Raw genomic sequence first — 16,485 nt, forward strand, 5'->3', positions numbered from 1 at the left:
TCAGCGACGCGTCTGCACGCCGATCGGCATGACTTTGCAGGTGCCGGCGGCCAGGTCGAAGGCCAACCGCTCGGTCAGCGTTTCCAGCGCGCGGCCGTACATGTGCAGATGGCGGATGACGCTGTCGCCCTGGATCTCGACCGCGTGGATGTCGTCGGGCATCAGCGCAATGCCGCTACCCGGGCCGACCACCACGGTGCCGGTCTTTTCAAGATGCCCCACGCCCGGCACCGAGCCGTCGTCGGTGCGGTCGTAGACGTAGTTGTATTCCACCCCTTCCACGGCCGCGATACAGGCCCAGGTGGTGTGGTTGTGCGGCACGATCTGCTTGCCCGGCCGCATCACGTTCAGGTACAGCGCGTACTGCTTGTCGGCGTCTTCGCTGATCAGGTAGCGCGCCTGGCGCTCGCCTTCTTCCGGCGCCGGGTAGCGATCCTGGGCCCACCAGTCGGCGTGGCCGGCCAGTTGGATCAGCTGGTCCAGCACGACCTTCAAGCTGTCACGGTTCAGGCCCTTATTTCCTAAAGTATTTTTAATATTTCCAACGGTGCTGTCGATGCCCTGCTGGTGAGGATGCGCATTACCCACAGTGACTTTCCCTCTTGTTTCATGAGTTATTTCGATCACTGTATCGCCCTGCGCGGGGCGGAACAATTTAAATTGCCTTAAGATTCCATAAGCATTGCTAATACTTTTCGATCTCAAGGGATATGCGCAATCTGGATCTGGACCTGCTGCGCACGCTGACGGCGATCGCGCGCTACGACACGTTCTCCGAAGCGGCCAACCGGCTGCACAAGACACAATCGGCCGTCACGCAGCAAATGCAACGCCTGGAAGCCGCTATCGGCCTGCCGCTGTTCGAAAAGCAGGGGCGCAACAAGGTCTTGTCCACCCATGGCCGGCGATTGGTCGAATATGCACGCCACATGCTGGCCATCAACGACGAGGCGCTGCGCGCGCTGCAGGACGGGCCCCTGGAAGGCGATTTGCGATTGGGCGCGCCGCTGGACGTCGCCGACACCATCCTGCCCACGTTGCTGACGCACATCGCGCGTTCGGCGCCCCGCGTGAAACTCGAAATCCGCGCCGACCGCAGTCCGTTCCTGATGGACGCACTGCGGGCAGGCGAACTCGACCTGACGATTTCAACCCGCTTTGACCAGGATTTCGAGGGCGTGGCGCTGCGCACCTCGCCCACCGTCTGGCTGGCGTCGGCCGACTATGTGCACGATGTGAGCGCGCCCGTGCCGCTGGTGCTCGCCGACGAGCCCAGTATCTTTCGCCGCCTGGCGCTCACCGCGCTGGAACAGGCGCAGGTACGCTGGCACACCAACTACGTGGCGCCGAACCTGGTGGGCATCAAGGCCGCGCTGCGGGCAGGCCTGGGCGTGACGGCACGCAGCGTGGAACTGCTGGGGCCGGAAATGCGGGTGCTGGGAGAAAAGGAAGGCCTGCCGCCCTTGCCGGACGTGACGTACTTCCTGTGGATAAGGCGCGATCTGATCAATCCGCTGACGCGGCAGGTCTATGACATGCTCAAGGCCAGCCTGGGACTGGCGCGGCACGCAGACGCCACCGCCAACCCCGCAAGCCTTCAATAGCGGTCGAAGTAACCCTGCACGACCGCAGGGTCGCGGCTGACGCACAGGGCCAGCATCAGCAGGATGCGGGCCTTCTGCGGGTTCAGGTCGCGGGCGGCGGCAAAGCCCCGCGCCGCGTCGTCCAGTTCGACGTCACGCGCCACCAGGCCGCTGCCGGTGCGGCTGGACCGCACCACTGCCACGCCATCGGCAGCCGCGCGGGTCAGGGCGTCCACAGCCAGGTCGGTGGCATTGCCATCGCCTACGCCGGCCAGCACGATGCCGTCCGCCTTGCCGGCGACGAATGCAATGACATCGGCTTGCAGATTGGCGTGCGCATAGACGATGTCCACGCGTGGCCACCCAGCCTTTTCCAACAATGCGAGTGAAAACTCGCTTTGTGCCGTATGCGTGGTGGTGTTGCGCGAATAGAAGCACGGCACACCGCCATGCATGACGCCTGCGCGACCGCGGTTGGGCGACGCGAAGGCGCTGATGCCGGCGCTGGCGACCTTCTGGATCTCGCGCGCGTAGTGCACGTCTTCGTTCATGACGACCAGCGGACCCCGACCGCGCGCGTCGGGATGCCGAGCCAGCGCGACAGCGTTGTACAGGTTCGCGGGGCCTTCGGCGCCCAGCGCGGTAGCGGGACGCATCGCCCCCACCAGCACCACCGGTTTGTCGTGCTGGATCACCAGGCTGAGAAAGTACGCGGTTTCTTCAAGCGTATCCGTGCCGTGCGTGATGACGATGCCGGCCACCGATGCGTCGGCGCATAGCGCATCCACGCGTTGCGCCAACGTGCGCCAGACGTCGTGCGTCATATTCTGGCTACCTACGTTGGCCACCTGTTCGGCGCGGATGTCCGCCAGGCCCGCCAACTGCGGCACGGCAGCCAGCAGATCACCTACCGAGAATGAGCCTGCCTTGTAGCCCGCGGCGGTCGCATCGGCCTGGGCGCCGGCAATGGTGCCACCCGTAGCCAATACCGCAATGACCGGCAAAGCCATATCAGGCATCGACCACTCCGGACAGGCCTTGACGCTCGAGCAGCGAATTCAGGTGTTCCCAGCCGTGGAAGTCGATGACGATCTGGCCCTTTTCCTTGGCACCCACCTTCAGCGCCACACGGGTGCCCAGGTGGTCGGACAGGGCCTCTTCGAGGCGCGTCAGGTCGCGCGACGCGCCGTTCGTCTTTTTCTTGGGCGAGGCGGCTGTCTCGGCTTCTTTGGCGGTCTTGGCGACCAGCTTTTCGGCTTCGCGCACCGACAGGCGACGCGCGATGATCTGGTTGGCCAGCTGGATCTGCGTGGCGGCATCCACGGCCAGCAGCGCGCGCGCATGACCCATGTCGACGTCACCCGCCAGCAGCATGGTCTGCACCGCGGCTGCCAGGTTCAACAGGCGCAGCAGGTTGCTGGTGGCCGAACGCGAGCGGCCGATGGCCTGGGCGGCCTGCTCGTGGGTCAGGCCGAATTCGTCGAGCAGGCGGCGCACGCCATGCGCTTCTTCGAGCGGGTTCAGGTCTTCACGCTGGATGTTTTCGATGAGCGCCATGACGGCCGCATTTTCATCGGCGACTTCGCGCACCAGCACCGGCACTTCTTTCAGCCCGGCGAGCTGCGCCGCACGGAAACGGCGCTCGCCCGCGATGATCTCGTAGTGGCCGGGCGCCTCGCCCAGCGCGCGCACAAGAATGGGTTGCATGATTCCTTGTGTGCGTATCGATTCGGCCAGCTCGCCCAGCGCGCCCTCGTCCATGCGAGTGCGCGGCTGATACTTGCCGGCCCGCATCTTCGAAACAGGCAAGGTGGACGGCAGACCCTCGGGCTTGGCCGCAGCCTTGCCGATATTGTCAATGGCGGGCGCGTCGGCGCCCAGCAAGGCGTCAAGTCCGCGACCCAAACCCTTGGGTTTCTTGGTGGCCATAGTTAAATCCTCTTTCCTTCTGTTTTTGTATCCCGAGCCAGGCTCAGGCGTCCGCCTGCTCGGCGGGCAGGCGGTACCAATACGCGTAACAGTCTTTGAAACCGTAGCGGCCGTACAAGGCGCGCGCCGCGGTGTTTTCCGGCTCTACCTGCAAATATGCCGTGGTGGCCCCGCCCGTGGCGGCGCTTGCCAACAGATGTTCGACCAGCATGGCGGCATGGCCCCTGCGCCTTTGCGCAGGATCCGTCACCACATCGAACAGCCCCACGACATCGCCGTCGCGCACGGCCATGCCAGCGGCCACACAGTGTCCGGCGCTGTCCGTGGCCAGCACCGGCAAGATATCCACAGCCAAGCCTTCGAGGCGCGCCTGGTGCTCGGCGATGTGCTCCGCCCGGGAATCACGCATGCGTCCGACCGCCGCCGCGAATCGGGCAGCGTCCACTGTCTTGAAAAGCAGATCGCCCCGGGCGCCAGGCCTGGGGGCGAGCGGCATGCTCATGACTCGGGTCTCGCCAGTGAGGATGTAACCACGGGACTCCAGCTCGGCGTCCAGGGCGAAATCGGGACCGATGGAGGTGATGCGCAGCACCATGGGCAAGCCATGGCGCGCATACAACGATGAACAATACGCCAGCCGCTCGTCCAGCGGACGTGTGGATAACCCCAGCACATTGATGCTGCGTACCCGTTTGGCGGACGATGGCGACAACCGCACCAGCCAGCCGTCGTAGAGCACCTGGGCGCGCACCGCCGTAGCATTGAGCGCGGCCTCTTCGAGCCGCACGCGCAGCGCATCGCGCACGTCGGCGGGCGGCGTGCGGGGCAAAGCGTCGGAGGGCGAATGGCGCGGTGCGACGGACATGCTTACGGCTTATTTATTGAGATCGCGAACGCGTTCGATCATTTCGGCGCCGAAGGCGATGTAGGCCTGCGCCCCCCGCGAGGCGCGATCGTAGACCACGCCGGGCATGCCATAGCTGGGCGCCTCGGCCAGGCGCACGTTGCGCGGCACGACGGTCTTGAAGACCTTGTCGCCGAAGTGCGCTTCGAGCTGCGCAGACACCTGCTGTTGCAGCGTCATGCGCGGGTCGAACATGACACGCAACAAACCGATGACGCGCAGGTCGTCGTTGATGTTGCGGTGTACGCGCTTGATCGTGTTGACCAGGTCGGACAAGCCTTCGAGCGCGAAATATTCGCACTGCATCGGGATGATGACGCCGTGCGCCGCGGCCAGGCCGTTCAACGTCAGCAGCGACAAGGTGGGCGGGCAGTCGATCAGGACGAAATCGTATTGGGTGGCCACGGTATCGATGGCGGCCTTGAGCTGACGCTCGCGTTCGTCCATCTGCACCAGGTCGATCTCGGCGCCGGACAATTCACGGTTGGCGGGCAACACGTCATAGCCGCCCGATTCCGAGCGCACGCGCGCCTGCTCGATCGTGGATTCACCGATCAGCACCTGGTACAGGTTCGACTCGAGCGAATTCTTGTCGATGCCGCTGCCCATTGTGGCGTTGCCTTGCGGGTCCAGGTCCACCAGCAGCACGCGTTGCTTGTGCGTCGCCAGGCCCGCCGCCAGATTGATGGCGGTCGTCGTCTTGCCCACACCACCCTTTTGATTGGCGATGCAGAAAACACGGGCGGACGAGCTGGGGGGTAAGTTCTTCATAGGGTTCCTTGACTGCGGCGCATCCAGATCAGGCAGCGTTCTGCTTGCAGCTCCGGCACCCGGAGTTGCTGAATATGGTCGACTTGCCATTCCCCGCGCGCGTGCAGCGCTGCGATCTCATCATCGGGGACCTTGCCCTTCATGGCGACGAGGGTACCATCGTTGCCCACGTGCCTGCCCGCGAGCATTGCAAAATCATCCAAAGAAGCGAAGGCGCGCGACGTCACAATGTTGCAGTCGGCAGGGTCCAGCGTTTCGATACGTGCATGGCGGGCCTGCAGGTTGGGCAAGGCCAGGGCGCCGCTCATCTGCCGGACGAATGCGGTTTTCTTTTCTACAGCATCGATGCAGGTCACGGACCATGCGGGCCGCATGACGGCCAGGACGACCCCGGGCAGGCCCCCCCCCGATCCCACGTCGTAGATCCTGGCCGGCGTGCCAGGCTGGCCCAGCGCGTCGCTGAACGGGCCCACCGCGGCCAGACTGTCGAACAGGTGCTGCACCAGCATCTGCTGCGGATCGCGAATGGCGGTCAGGTTATAGGTTCGGTTCCAGCGCTGCATCTGCGCCAGGTAGTCGAGCAGCTTGGCGGCCGCGTCGGCATCGGCCTGCAGCCCCAGTTGCTCGAATGCACGGGAGAGACGGCCGGCCATGTCTGCGCCGGCCGGATCGGGATGGGCGCTCATGCGGCTTGCTTGCGCGAGCCGTAATGCAGGCGCTTGAGGTGAATGAGCAGCAGCGAGATCGCCGCCGGTGTCACGCCCGAAATCCGGGCGGCCTGGCCGATGGTCTCGGGCCGGTGAGTCTTGAGCTTCTGGCGCACTTCGAACGACAGGCTGGTCACGGCGTCGTAATCGACGTCCGCCGGAATGGGCTGTTGTTCGTGGGCAATCTGCTTTTGCACTTCATCTTGCTGGCGCGCAATGTAGCCGGCGTACTTCACCTGGATCTCGACCTGCTCGGCCAGCACCTCGTCGGCCACCACGCCGGGACCAGCCAGCAGCGTGCCGTCGATATTGCGGGCGGCCATCAGGGCTTCATAGGAAACATTCGGGCGTTTCAGCAGATCTGCTAGTGAGTACTCACGTTCAATCGCCTTGCCCAGCAAGGGCTCTGCCACTTCCAGCGGCAACAAGCGCGGATTGACCCAGGACGACTTCAAACGTTCGACCTCGGCGGCCACCGCATCGCGCTTGCGATTGAAGGCTTCCCAGCGGGCGTCGTCGACGATGCCGAGCTGCCGGCCGATTTCGGTCAGGCGCAGGTCCGCATTGTCTTCACGCAGGCTCAAGCGGTATTCGGCGCGCGAGGTGAACATGCGGTACGGCTCGGTGACGCCGCGCGTCACCAGATCGTCGACCAATACGCCCAGGTAGGCTTCGTCGCGGCGCGGCGTCCACGGATCGCGCCCCAACGACTGCAGCGCTGCGTTCACGCCAGCCAGGAGTCCTTGGGCTGCGGCTTCTTCGTAGCCGGTGGTGCCGTTGATCTGACCCGCGAAGAACAGGCCGGAGATCGCCTTGGTTTCGAGCGTGCTCTTCAATCCACGTGGATCGAAGTAGTCGTATTCGATCGCGTACCCGGGGCGCAGGATGTGCGCGTGTTCCAGGCCGGGCAAAGAATGGATCAGGTCCAGCTGCACGTCGAACGGCAAGCTGGTCGATACGCCGTTGGGATAGACCTCGTGCGTGTCCAACCCCTCGGGTTCGAGAAAGACCTGATGCGATTCCTTGTCGGCGAAACGGTGGATCTTGTCTTCGATGGACGGACAGTAACGCGGCCCCACCCCTTCGATCACCCCGCTATACATCGGCGAACGATCCAGCCCGCCGCGGATGATGTCGTGGGTACGCGCGTTGGTGTGGGTGATCCAGCAGGGCAACTGCCGAGGATGCATGGCCACATTGCCCATGTACGAGAACACCGGAATCGGATCCAGGTCACCTGGTTGCTCTTCCAGAATGCTGTAGTTGATGCTGCGACCGTCGATGCGCGGCGGCGTGCCGGTCTTCAAGCGGCCTTGCGGCAGCTGCAGTTCCTTCAGGCGCTGCCCCAGGGAAATAGCCGGGGGATCACCTGCGCGGCCACCGGAGTAATTCTGCAGACCCACGTGAATCAGGCCGTTGAGGAATGTACCGGCGGTCAGGACCACGGTCTTGGCCCGGAACTTGAGTCCGACTTGGGTCACGGCGCCGACCACACGGTCGCCTTCTACCATCAAGTCTTCCACCGCTTGCTGGAATAGCCACAAATTGGGCTGATTCTCCAGGCGGCCACGAATGGCTTGGCGGTACAGCACCCGGTCTGCCTGGGCGCGGGTCGCGCGCACGGCCGGCCCTTTCGAGCCATTAAGAATGCGGAACTGAATCCCCGCCTCGTCCGTCGCCAAAGCCATGGCACCGCCAAGGGCGTCAACTTCTTTGACGAGATGACCTTTGCCGATCCCGCCAATGGAGGGATTGCAAGACATCTGACCTAGGGTTTCGATGTTGTGGGTGAGCAGCAGCGTCTGGGCGCCAGCGCGTGCTGCAGCCAGCGCCGCCTCGGTGCCGGCGTGGCCGCCACCAACGACGATGACATCGAATTCGCGGGGATAATCCATGATGGGGAGGTAAGAGAGCGTTCGGTGCTCATTATAGAGGCAGGGGGGGCATGTTTCACGTGAAACATGGTTCGGTGCAGCAATGGGTCGCGCGGTCTTTCAATGTTCGTGTACAAAAGGCAACGGGCGAGCTGTCCGTCCGACCAAATATGTCGGCATTTGCCTCTGTTGATGGGAGTGTTCCACGAGGAACATCTGCGCGCCCTGCCCTGGCCAAGGTATGTTCCACGTGAAACATAGGTTCTGTCAGGATGGATCGCGAAGAACGTTTCACGTGAAACATCGATAACTGGCTAGATTGTCAGATACCGTCCATGACTGGTCACATGGTAGCCGGCATCACCAGCCCCTAATCGATTGAAGCCCCGCAGCGGAAATCGACTTCCAATTTGCCTTCTGGATGTATGTTTCACGTGAAACATCCACCGCGGCTCGCGACCTAGAGGCCTCTCGCCTCTGCCTGGACGGTTGCTACATCACGTCAAATGCATCCCGACATAGGATCGTGGAGCAACCAGGACATGTGTTTCACGTGAAACAGCCCCCCCTCCTATCTGACATAAGCCCAACTCTGCATAGCGCTTTACACGGGCATGCAGCGGTGGGCAACGGCACCGTAGGAGGCCAGCAGATGTTCCACGTGAAACATTAATTCGTAGCAATCGATCGTGCGCAGACCTACCTTGCCCGTGCAGGTCACTATTCCTTGAAGGCCCTAATGATCCAGAACACCGCACTCCCTATGGGCACTGTTCCACGTGAAACATGTGCCATGTGCCACAAGCCATCCATCGCCTGGCGCCTTAAGACAATCCGCGCTGCGGTGTTTCACGTGGAACATATCGGATCAAGCAGGTCGACGGGCCAACGACCACATCCCAAGCAGCCACAAAGGCAAATAAAGCCACCGTATCGGGTACCTGGTCAACAAAACAACAGGTGCCCGACCCGACGTCACCAGCTCGGATCGACCGATCGGCAGCCTAAAAAATAAGTGCCTTTCAGCACCCTACCTTACCCCTTACCCAAAAACATGGCGAATTTTCGAGTTTCACGTGAAACCTCGTGCGGCGTAGCCGTCGGAGGAACCACGCCGCCAACCGAAAATTTCACGATCCTCACGGAAGATTACGTCCGACCCGTATTCGGTTGACCATCTCCCGTCATCCGAATGAAACATAGCAAGGCAAAAATCTCGGGTTGTGCTGCAGGATTTCAGCCCACTACGGGGCCTAAGCAAGGACCGGCTCGACACTTTCCTTATGCGTCCCCGCAATTGATCGCCACTCCGAACCGCAACGAACCGGGCGCCGCTAGCCGATCAAAGATGCTCCCGACAAACAGCATGTCGAGCCGCTCCCGACAGCTTCGCCGCGCTCAGTGCGCCAAGCGTCATCGGTTTATCAACATGGAAATCCACAGCCCGCACCCGTTCCAGGGCTCCCGTTTCACGTGGAACAACTTTGGGGATAACTCGCAGCGAGTCCACGATCAGGTAGGAGAGATTGCCCGGTAATCGGCCACGAACGACCGCCGGCAATTCAATTACCCAGATTTGGCAAAACGCACAAAACGGCAATCCCTTCCCAGGAAAACTGTCTCTGCAGCCAACACGTAGCGCTACTTTTGCCCCGCTTGGCCTCGATCTCTGGACAGCTGGGCGACCCACCAACACCGCCACCAAAATCAGTGGAAAAAATTGTGGATAAGTCGGCTCTATCGCGCCAATAAGCTTTTTATTTATTTTTCATGCGTCCACAAGCCGTACCCATGTGACGCCCCGCCATGCGATGGATGCCGAGTTCGACGGGAACTTCGTATCCATCAAGAAGTCAAACCGCCGCCCTGTCTGGAACGGTCCGCAACGGACGCTGTACTTATCCCCACCCAAATCCAGAACTCGCATCACGCGCCTCTCTGTGTACAAGTTATTGGGCACCCGTCGTTCAGCAAATATCTTGCCCGCCCCTTGCGCGCAACGCCATCATCCATTTGGCTGAGCCGGCATGCCGCCAAGCTGTGGAAAAGTCGCTGGAACACAATTCGGCGTGAATTCCGCTTCCACGTGAAATCCACAGCAAGGCGACCGTCGTACCGCCGGCCGCACCCCCGAGACGACGGATTCGGGCGGAGCGGGGATCGCTGACGACCGCTTTCCCCATTTCTATCCACAGGTTGAGCACCCGCCTTTTGGGTACTCAAGGCCTAATTCTGTGCATAACCGGGATGGGGATATCTTTGTGAACAACCGTCTCTCTGCAGAGAAAAAATGCTCCTCTTTGCACCGCAAGACTGGACCAAAACAGCCCACCCTGGGACGAACAATAATCCGTAAAATCGGCGTAACCACATGGTTTCCCTAGGGAAAAGCGCGGTTTCCCAGGGAACGGCCAGCCGCTGACCTGGCGCCGACCGCCGCAAAATACCGGCGCTGGATGCGCTTCTGGAAGCGTCGAAAAATGTGCAAAACCGTGGATTCGAAACCCGAGTTGCTTCATTACTGAGCACCCGGATACACATGCCCGAAAATAATTATCCACAAACTTATCCAAGGTTGGAGGATATGTTAGTGAACACTAACATTACGCCGAAAACGACGCCGCAGAATCTCCGACCGGAATGAAACAACGCCCCAGACCGTGAGGTTCTGGGGCGTCGTAGCCAGGCTTGGCCTGGCAGACGGGAAATTGGGATTTCCCGATTTAGAGCGGGCGAATTTCGGCCGCTTGAGGTCCTTTCGGACCATCCTTGACTTCGAATTCGACTTCCTGGCCTTCGTTCAGGCTGCGATAGCCGCGGCCCTGGATGGCGGAAAAGTGTGCGAAAACATCGGTACCGCCGGCGTCCGGCGTGATGAAACCGTAACCCTTGTCAGCGTTGAACCACTTAACTTTGCCCTTCTGAGCCATTTTCCTAGCGTCCTGTAATTAACTCGAAATGCAATGAATCAAGGACGCCGTGAGAACTGAACGACCGGTAGGGATACCTGCGTTGCTGCTGCGTTCTCGCATGCCGCAAAAGCAGCAGAACGAGTCCGCGCGCTGCTTGAATCAACTGCGGAATCAGCATACTCATCCGACATTACAGACTCATATAGTTGTTTACCCCAATGTCGTATTTTTCTGACTGGAAGCGCAATACCGTCACGCGGAATTAGCCTGCCGACGAGCCAGCAACGCGTACATCGGACCTGTCACGATTACCACGAACACCATGCGCGTAACGTGGAACGCAGTGACCACGGGAACCCCTAGCTGCAGCACTTTCGCGGTGATGGCCATCTCTGCAATGCCACCCGGTGTAGTGCCCAGGATCAACGTGGGAATAGGTGCCGCGGACCACAACGACAATAACGCGCCCAGGCCAAATGCCAACGCCAACGCAATGACCGTGAACACCGCTACCGCAGCGATGAAACGCGGTGCCGCACGAAAGAAATCGGGCCGGTATCGATCACCCAGCGACCACCCGATAAAGAGCTGGCCGATCTTGGGCACGACGTCCGGCAAGGCTGAAAATTCGATGCCATTGCTGGTGAGCAGCATCGCGACCAGCATGGGCCCCAGCACCCAAGGATTGGGCAACTTCAGCTTCATGAAGACGAGGCCTCCGATGCAGGTCAGGGCCACCAACGCGGCCAGACCGGCGCCATGCACGGTACGAGGTCCTGGCACCGTCGGATCCAGGCCCGCCACGCCCCACCACTGGAAAATGAAGGGCACCGTCAACACCACCATCAGCACGCGAACGCTGTGCGCCGTCGCGACGCGATCAATACGCGCGCCGTGGCGCTCTGCCAAGCTGGCCATCTCGCTGGCACCGCCCATGGCGCAGGCAAACCACGCCGTCTTGAAATCGACATCGGTGTAGCGCCGCAGGATCGCGGTACCGATGAATGCCAGCGCCAATGCAAACAACATGCCGACGATGATCGGCCCGGCATTGGTGCCGATGTGCCCGATCACCTGCGGCGTGAAATACAGGCCCAGCGACGTGCCGATGACCCATTGCCCTGCATTGCGCGCCGGCCGTGGACACACCGTGCGAACACCCCCGATCCGCACCGCCGCCGTCAACAGCAGCGCCCCCAGCATCCAGGGCAGCGGGATGTGCGCCCACACCGCCAGCAAGGCCCCAGTCAACGCGATCGCCAATCCGCCGAAGACCCTCAACAACATGTTCTGCACCACGACACCGTCCACGCCATAAGCTCATGAGAAACCGGAATTATGAGTTAGTGGGATACTTACGAAAACTCCCGTGCATACCTAGCGTTCACCTTCGCGTCCACCATGATCCGATCCAAACTTCCCGACGTCGGCACCACCATTTTCACCGTCATGAGCCGCCTGGCCATCGAGCACAAGGCCATCAACCTGGGCCAGGGCTTTCCCGACTTCGATCCCGACCCGGCACTGTGTGCGTTGGTCAGCAAGGCCATGGCCGACGGCCATAACCAATATCCCTACATGCCCGGTGTGGCACCGCTGCGCGAAGCCATTGCCGCGAAGACACAGGCCTTGTATGGCCGCGCCTACGATCCCGAAACCGAGATCACCGTGACCAGCGGCGCCACCGAGGCGCTCATGGCCACGGTGCTGGCCGCCGTGAACAGTGGCGACGAAGTCGTGGTCATCGAACCCTGCTACGACTCGTACCTGCCCGCCATTCGCCTGGCCGGCGGCACGGCCGTGCCGGTGCCGCTACGCGCCCCCACCACCGACGACCCCTACTACCGCATAGACTGGCAGCGTGTGCGCGACGCCATCACGTCCAGGACGCGCCTGTTGATGCTGAACTTCCCGCACAACCCCACCGGTGCAGTGCTGGACGAAAGCGACCTGGACGCGCTGGAAGCCATCGTTCGCGACACCGGCGTGCTGCTGGTGTCCGACGAGGTCTACGAACACATCGTGTTCGACGGCAAACCGCACGCCAGCGTGGCGCGTCGTCCGCTGCTGGCCGAACATGCCTTCGTCATTTCCTCATTCGGCAAGACGTACCACACCACCGGCTGGAAGATCGGCTATTGCTGCGCGCCGCGCCAGTTGAGCGCCGAACTGCGCAAGGTGCACCAGTTCATGGTGTTCACCGTACCCTCGCCGATGCAATTCGCCCTGGCCGAATTCATGCGCGATCCCAAGCCTTACCTCGACCTGCCCGCCTTCTATCAAGCCAAGCGCGACCGCCTGGCGCAAGGCCTGGCCAAGACGCGCTTCAAGCCGCTGCCCAGCCCCGGCACGTTCTTTATGCTGGCCGATTACAGCGACATCTCCAAGCAAAGCGAAGCCGATTTCGCGCGCGACCTGACGGTGCGTCATGGCGTAACGGTGATTCCGGTTTCGGCTTTCTACCAAAAGCCCGATGCGCCCGAATCCAACCACCGCATCGTGCGCTTCTGCTTCGCCAAGAAGGACGCCACACTGGATGCGGCGCTGGACCGCCTGGCGCAAGTCTGATCACGCTCGATGTCATGCAGAAAAAGCCCCGCAAGGGGCTTTTTCATTCGCGCAGCACTTCTCGCCGCACACCTCACACCGGCTCGGCAGCATTCTTCCTGGCCCGTCGCACGCGGCGCATGACTTGCGGCACCACCACCACAGCACCGGCAGCCACCCACAACGCAATCGCGACGGGGCTGGAGAACAGCACCGACACGTTGCCGTCGGTCATCGACAAGGCGCGGCGCAGGTTTTGTTCCATCATGTTGCCCAGCACCACGCCCAGCACCAACGGCGCCATCGGCACACCGAATTTTCGCAACAGGTAGCCCAGCGTGCCGATGGCCGCGACCAGCACCAGGTCGAACGTCCCGGCATTGATGGCATACACCCCGATGTAGCTGATGCACAGGATGCCCGGCACCATCAGCCAGCCCGGCACCGACAGCACCTTCGAGAACACACGCACCAGCGGCACGTTCATGATGAACAGCAGCACGTTGGCCACGAACAGCGAAGCAATCAGCCCCCACACCAGTTCGGGCTTGGATTCGAACAACACCGGACCCGGCGTGATGTTGTAGAGCGTCAGCGCGCCCATCATCACCGCGGTGGTGCCGGATCCCGGCACGCCCAACGTCAGCATCGGTACGAACGAACCGATGGCCGATGCGGTGGCGGCCGCTTCCGGCGCCACCAGGCCGCGCATGTCGCCGCGCCCAAACTTGGCGTCCGGGTCCTTGGCCTCGATGATGCGCTTCTCTTGCGAGTACGCCACGGCGGCCGCCACGCTGGCGCCAGCGCCGGGCAGCACGCCCACGCCGAAGCCCACAAAGGCGCTGCGCACGACGCTCCACCAGGTGAAAGCCATCTCTTTCAGATTGAAGATCTTGCGGCCGCTGGACTTGACTTCGACGCTATGCCCGGCCATTACCTTTTCCAGCATCTCCAGCATTTCGCTGACCGCGAACAAGGCAATCACCACCACCACGAAATCGATGCCGTCGGCCAGGTGCACGGATTCGAAGGTATAGCGGTATACCCCCGAGTTCGCGTCCACGCCGATCACCGATATCGACAGCCCGATCATCGCGGCCAGCACGCCCTTCACGGGCTGCTTGCCGAGCAGGCTGGTCAGGCAGCAGAACGCGAAGATCATCAGCACGAAGTATTCGGCAGGGCCGAATGCCAACGCCCATTTGGCCAAGGTCGGCGCCAGCAGGACCACGCCCACCACCGACACCAACGCCCCAAAGAACGCCGACCATGCCGACAGCGACAAGGCCACGTTGGCCAGGCCCTGGCGTGCCAGCGGATAACCGTCCAGCGTCGTCATGATGGCGCTGGCCTCGCCCGGCACGTTGATCAGGATCGAGGTGATGCGGCCGCCATATTCCGCGCCGACATACACCGCCGCCAGCAGGATCAGCGCGGTCTCGGGTGGCAGGTTCATCGCAAACGCGATGGGGATCAGCATCGCCACGCCGTTGATCGGCCCCAGGCCGGGCAACACGCCCACCATGGTGCCGAAGAACGAGCCAATGGCCGCCACCAGGATGTTGGTCCAAGAGAACGCAACACCAAAGCCCATCGACAGGTGATCAAGAATTCCGCTCATATCAGGTTCTCCAGCAGCCCGCCGGGCAGGACCACGTCCAGCACCTTGTCGAACAGCACGAAAAAGAAAGCGCTCATGACGATGCCGCCGATGGCGCACTTGACCCAGCCGCCGCCGAACAGGCGGCCGACAAACACGGTCATCAACGCCGTGGCGATGATGAAGCCGAGCCACTGGAAGAGAAACGCGTACGCCGTGGCGAACAGCACCATCATCACGATGCGCACATTGGCGCCGGCCGGGTTGGCCTCGACGGGGTTGCCGCCCTTGTAGGCCAGTCGCAGGCCACACAGGCCGATGATCAATGCCAAGAGCAGCGGGAACGCGCGCGGCCCCACCGGTTCGTAGGCGAACGGCGCTTCAATGCCCCACCCCGCCCACGTCATGAAGGCCGCCAGCGCAAGCGCGGCGATGCCCAGGATGCGATCGTTCATGATCAGTTTTCCGTTGGTAGCAGGACCGCGCGGCGCAAGCCCGCCCCGGCCGCTGGCAGGGCCGGCGGCAGCGGGGTGCGCCTGCAGGCGCGGTCGTAAGGAATGCCTTGCGGCTTATTTCTTGACCAGGCCGAAGGAGTCGGCCAGTTCGGCGTACTGCTTGACCTGCTGCTTCACGTAGGCATCCAGGTCGGCGCCCGTCTTGTTGAAGGGGAACAGGCCCTGCTGTTCGCGCAGCTTGGAGAACTCGGGGGCGCTGGTGACACGATTGAACGCGGTCACCCAGAACTGGTAGTCGGCATCCGACACCTTGGGCCCCACATAGAAGCCGCGGATGATCGGCCAGACGATGTCGTAGCCCTGTTCCTTGGCGGTGGGCACGGTGCCCAGCTTACCCGGCAGGCGCTGGTCGTTGAACACGGCCAGCACGCGAATGGGCGCGCCACCCTCGAGCATGGTGAAGGCTTCGGCCGCATCGCCCATGTAGGCCTGGATGTGGCCGCCCCGCAAGGCCGTGACGGCCTCGCCGCCGCCTTCAAAGGCCACGAAGCGCATCTTCTTGAAATCGACGCCGGCCGCCTTGGCGGTCAATGCCGCCTTCATCCAGTCCTGGCTGCCCACCGTACCGCCGGCGCCCAGCACGATCTTGGTCGGGTCCTGCTTGAACGCGTCCATCAGGCCCTTCAGGTCGGTATAGGGCGAATCGTTGCGCACCACGGCCACTCCGTAGTCGGTGCCGATGGCCGCGAGCCAGCGCACGTCGTTGACGTTGTACTTGCCGAACTTGCCCTGCGCCAGGTTCAGCAACGAGCCGCCCGAGAAGGCCACGATGGTGCCGGGCTCGTTGGGGTGCTGCGCCACGATGTTGTTGTAGGCCACCGCGCCAATGCCGCCGGGCATGTAGACGATGCGCATGGCGCTCTTGAGCGCGCCGCTTTGCTTCAAGCCTTCGGTGGCCAGGCGGCAGGTCAGGTCGAAACCACCGCCGGGCTGGGCCGGTGCGATGCATTCCGGGCGGCGGGGCTCGTCGGCCGCATGGGCGGCTCCCAGGGACAGGGTAATCGCGCCAAGCGCCGCAACGGCGGCCAGGCGCAGCTTCAGGCTGGTCTGCATTCTTGCGTCTCCGTGATTTATAGGTCTAGGTATGGCTGGCTACCCCGGCGACGTGCGGCAAGGCGGGTCCAGCGGATGCAACCGTACAAA

The 16,485-nt window shown here is 62.4% G+C and carries 14 protein-coding genes; 2 read left to right on the top strand and 12 right to left on the bottom strand.

Annotated elements, in window-relative coordinates:
- Entirely contained in the window at positions 1-588 is a 588-nt protein-coding gene (locus ACUDP5_RS29245; RefSeq protein ID WP_445659229.1) for a cysteine dioxygenase family protein, read from the bottom strand.
- Between the two features lie 122 nt (positions 589-710).
- Between ACUDP5_RS29245 and ACUDP5_RS29250 the strand changes: the two genes are divergently transcribed.
- The gene (locus ACUDP5_RS29250; RefSeq protein WP_263915290.1) at positions 711-1,604 is read left to right on the top strand and encodes a LysR substrate-binding domain-containing protein; all 894 of its coding nucleotides are present in this window, start codon (positions 711-713) and stop codon (positions 1,602-1,604) included.
- On the opposite strand, the gene ACUDP5_RS29255 is transcribed toward ACUDP5_RS29250, so the two are convergent.
- From ACUDP5_RS29255 to ACUDP5_RS29290, 8 genes are all read right to left on the bottom strand, one after another.
- Complete coding sequence (locus ACUDP5_RS29255; RefSeq protein WP_445657868.1) at positions 1,598-2,602, bottom strand: asparaginase; 1,005 nt, start codon at positions 2,600-2,602, stop codon at positions 1,598-1,600. The genes ACUDP5_RS29250 and ACUDP5_RS29255 overlap by 7 nt on opposite strands.
- On the bottom strand, positions 2,595-3,512 hold the full coding sequence (locus tag ACUDP5_RS29260) for a ParB/RepB/Spo0J family partition protein (protein WP_263915292.1): 918 nt from the start codon (positions 3,510-3,512) through the stop codon (positions 2,595-2,597). The genes ACUDP5_RS29255 and ACUDP5_RS29260 overlap by 8 nt, the downstream gene beginning before the upstream one ends.
- Before the next feature lie 43 nt (positions 3,513-3,555).
- On the bottom strand, positions 3,556-4,377 hold the full coding sequence (locus tag ACUDP5_RS29265) for a GNAT family N-acetyltransferase (RefSeq protein ID WP_263915293.1): 822 nt from the start codon (positions 4,375-4,377) through the stop codon (positions 3,556-3,558).
- A gap of 9 nt (positions 4,378-4,386) precedes the next feature.
- Positions 4,387-5,187: an AAA family ATPase gene (locus ACUDP5_RS29270; RefSeq protein ID WP_263915294.1), complete on the bottom strand. Its 801-nt coding sequence runs from the start codon at positions 5,185-5,187 to the stop codon at positions 4,387-4,389.
- A complete protein-coding gene (gene rsmG / locus ACUDP5_RS29275) occupies positions 5,184-5,873 on the bottom strand; it encodes a 16S rRNA (guanine(527)-N(7))-methyltransferase RsmG (protein ID WP_263915295.1) in 690 nt (229 codons plus the stop codon). The genes ACUDP5_RS29270 and rsmG overlap by 4 nt, the downstream gene beginning before the upstream one ends.
- Complete coding sequence (mnmG, locus tag ACUDP5_RS29280; RefSeq protein ID WP_445657869.1) at positions 5,870-7,789, bottom strand: tRNA uridine-5-carboxymethylaminomethyl(34) synthesis enzyme MnmG; 1,920 nt, start codon at positions 7,787-7,789, stop codon at positions 5,870-5,872. The genes rsmG and mnmG overlap by 4 nt, the downstream gene beginning before the upstream one ends.
- Before the next feature lie 2,702 nt (positions 7,790-10,491).
- Positions 10,492-10,698, bottom strand: coding sequence for a cold-shock protein (locus ACUDP5_RS29285; protein ID WP_006389561.1), 207 nt, complete (start codon positions 10,696-10,698; stop codon positions 10,492-10,494).
- A 234-nt stretch (positions 10,699-10,932) separates the two neighbouring features.
- A complete protein-coding gene (locus ACUDP5_RS29290; RefSeq protein WP_445659230.1) occupies positions 10,933-11,967 on the bottom strand; it encodes an AbrB family transcriptional regulator in 1,035 nt (344 codons plus the stop codon).
- 114 nt (positions 11,968-12,081) lie between these two features.
- Between ACUDP5_RS29290 and ACUDP5_RS29295 the strand changes: the two genes are divergently transcribed.
- The gene (locus tag ACUDP5_RS29295) at positions 12,082-13,248 is read left to right on the top strand and encodes a pyridoxal phosphate-dependent aminotransferase (protein ID WP_445657870.1); all 1,167 of its coding nucleotides are present in this window, start codon (positions 12,082-12,084) and stop codon (positions 13,246-13,248) included.
- Positions 13,249-13,321: 73 nt separating this feature from the next.
- Here the strand turns inward: ACUDP5_RS29295 and ACUDP5_RS29300 are convergent, their stop codons facing one another.
- From ACUDP5_RS29300 to ACUDP5_RS29310, 3 genes are all read right to left on the bottom strand, one after another.
- A complete protein-coding gene (locus ACUDP5_RS29300) occupies positions 13,322-14,848 on the bottom strand; it encodes a tripartite tricarboxylate transporter permease (RefSeq protein ID WP_263915298.1) in 1,527 nt (508 codons plus the stop codon).
- Entirely contained in the window at positions 14,845-15,282 is a 438-nt protein-coding gene (locus tag ACUDP5_RS29305; RefSeq protein ID WP_263915299.1) for a tripartite tricarboxylate transporter TctB family protein, read from the bottom strand. Before ACUDP5_RS29305 ends, ACUDP5_RS29300 begins: the two co-directional genes overlap by 4 nt.
- A 114-nt stretch (positions 15,283-15,396) precedes the next feature.
- A complete protein-coding gene (locus ACUDP5_RS29310) occupies positions 15,397-16,395 on the bottom strand; it encodes a Bug family tripartite tricarboxylate transporter substrate binding protein (RefSeq protein ID WP_445657871.1) in 999 nt (332 codons plus the stop codon).
- Positions 16,396-16,485 lie beyond the last annotated feature (90 nt).

The sequence above is a fragment of the Achromobacter sp. NCFB-sbj8-Ac1-l genome (genome assembly GCF_052695805.1).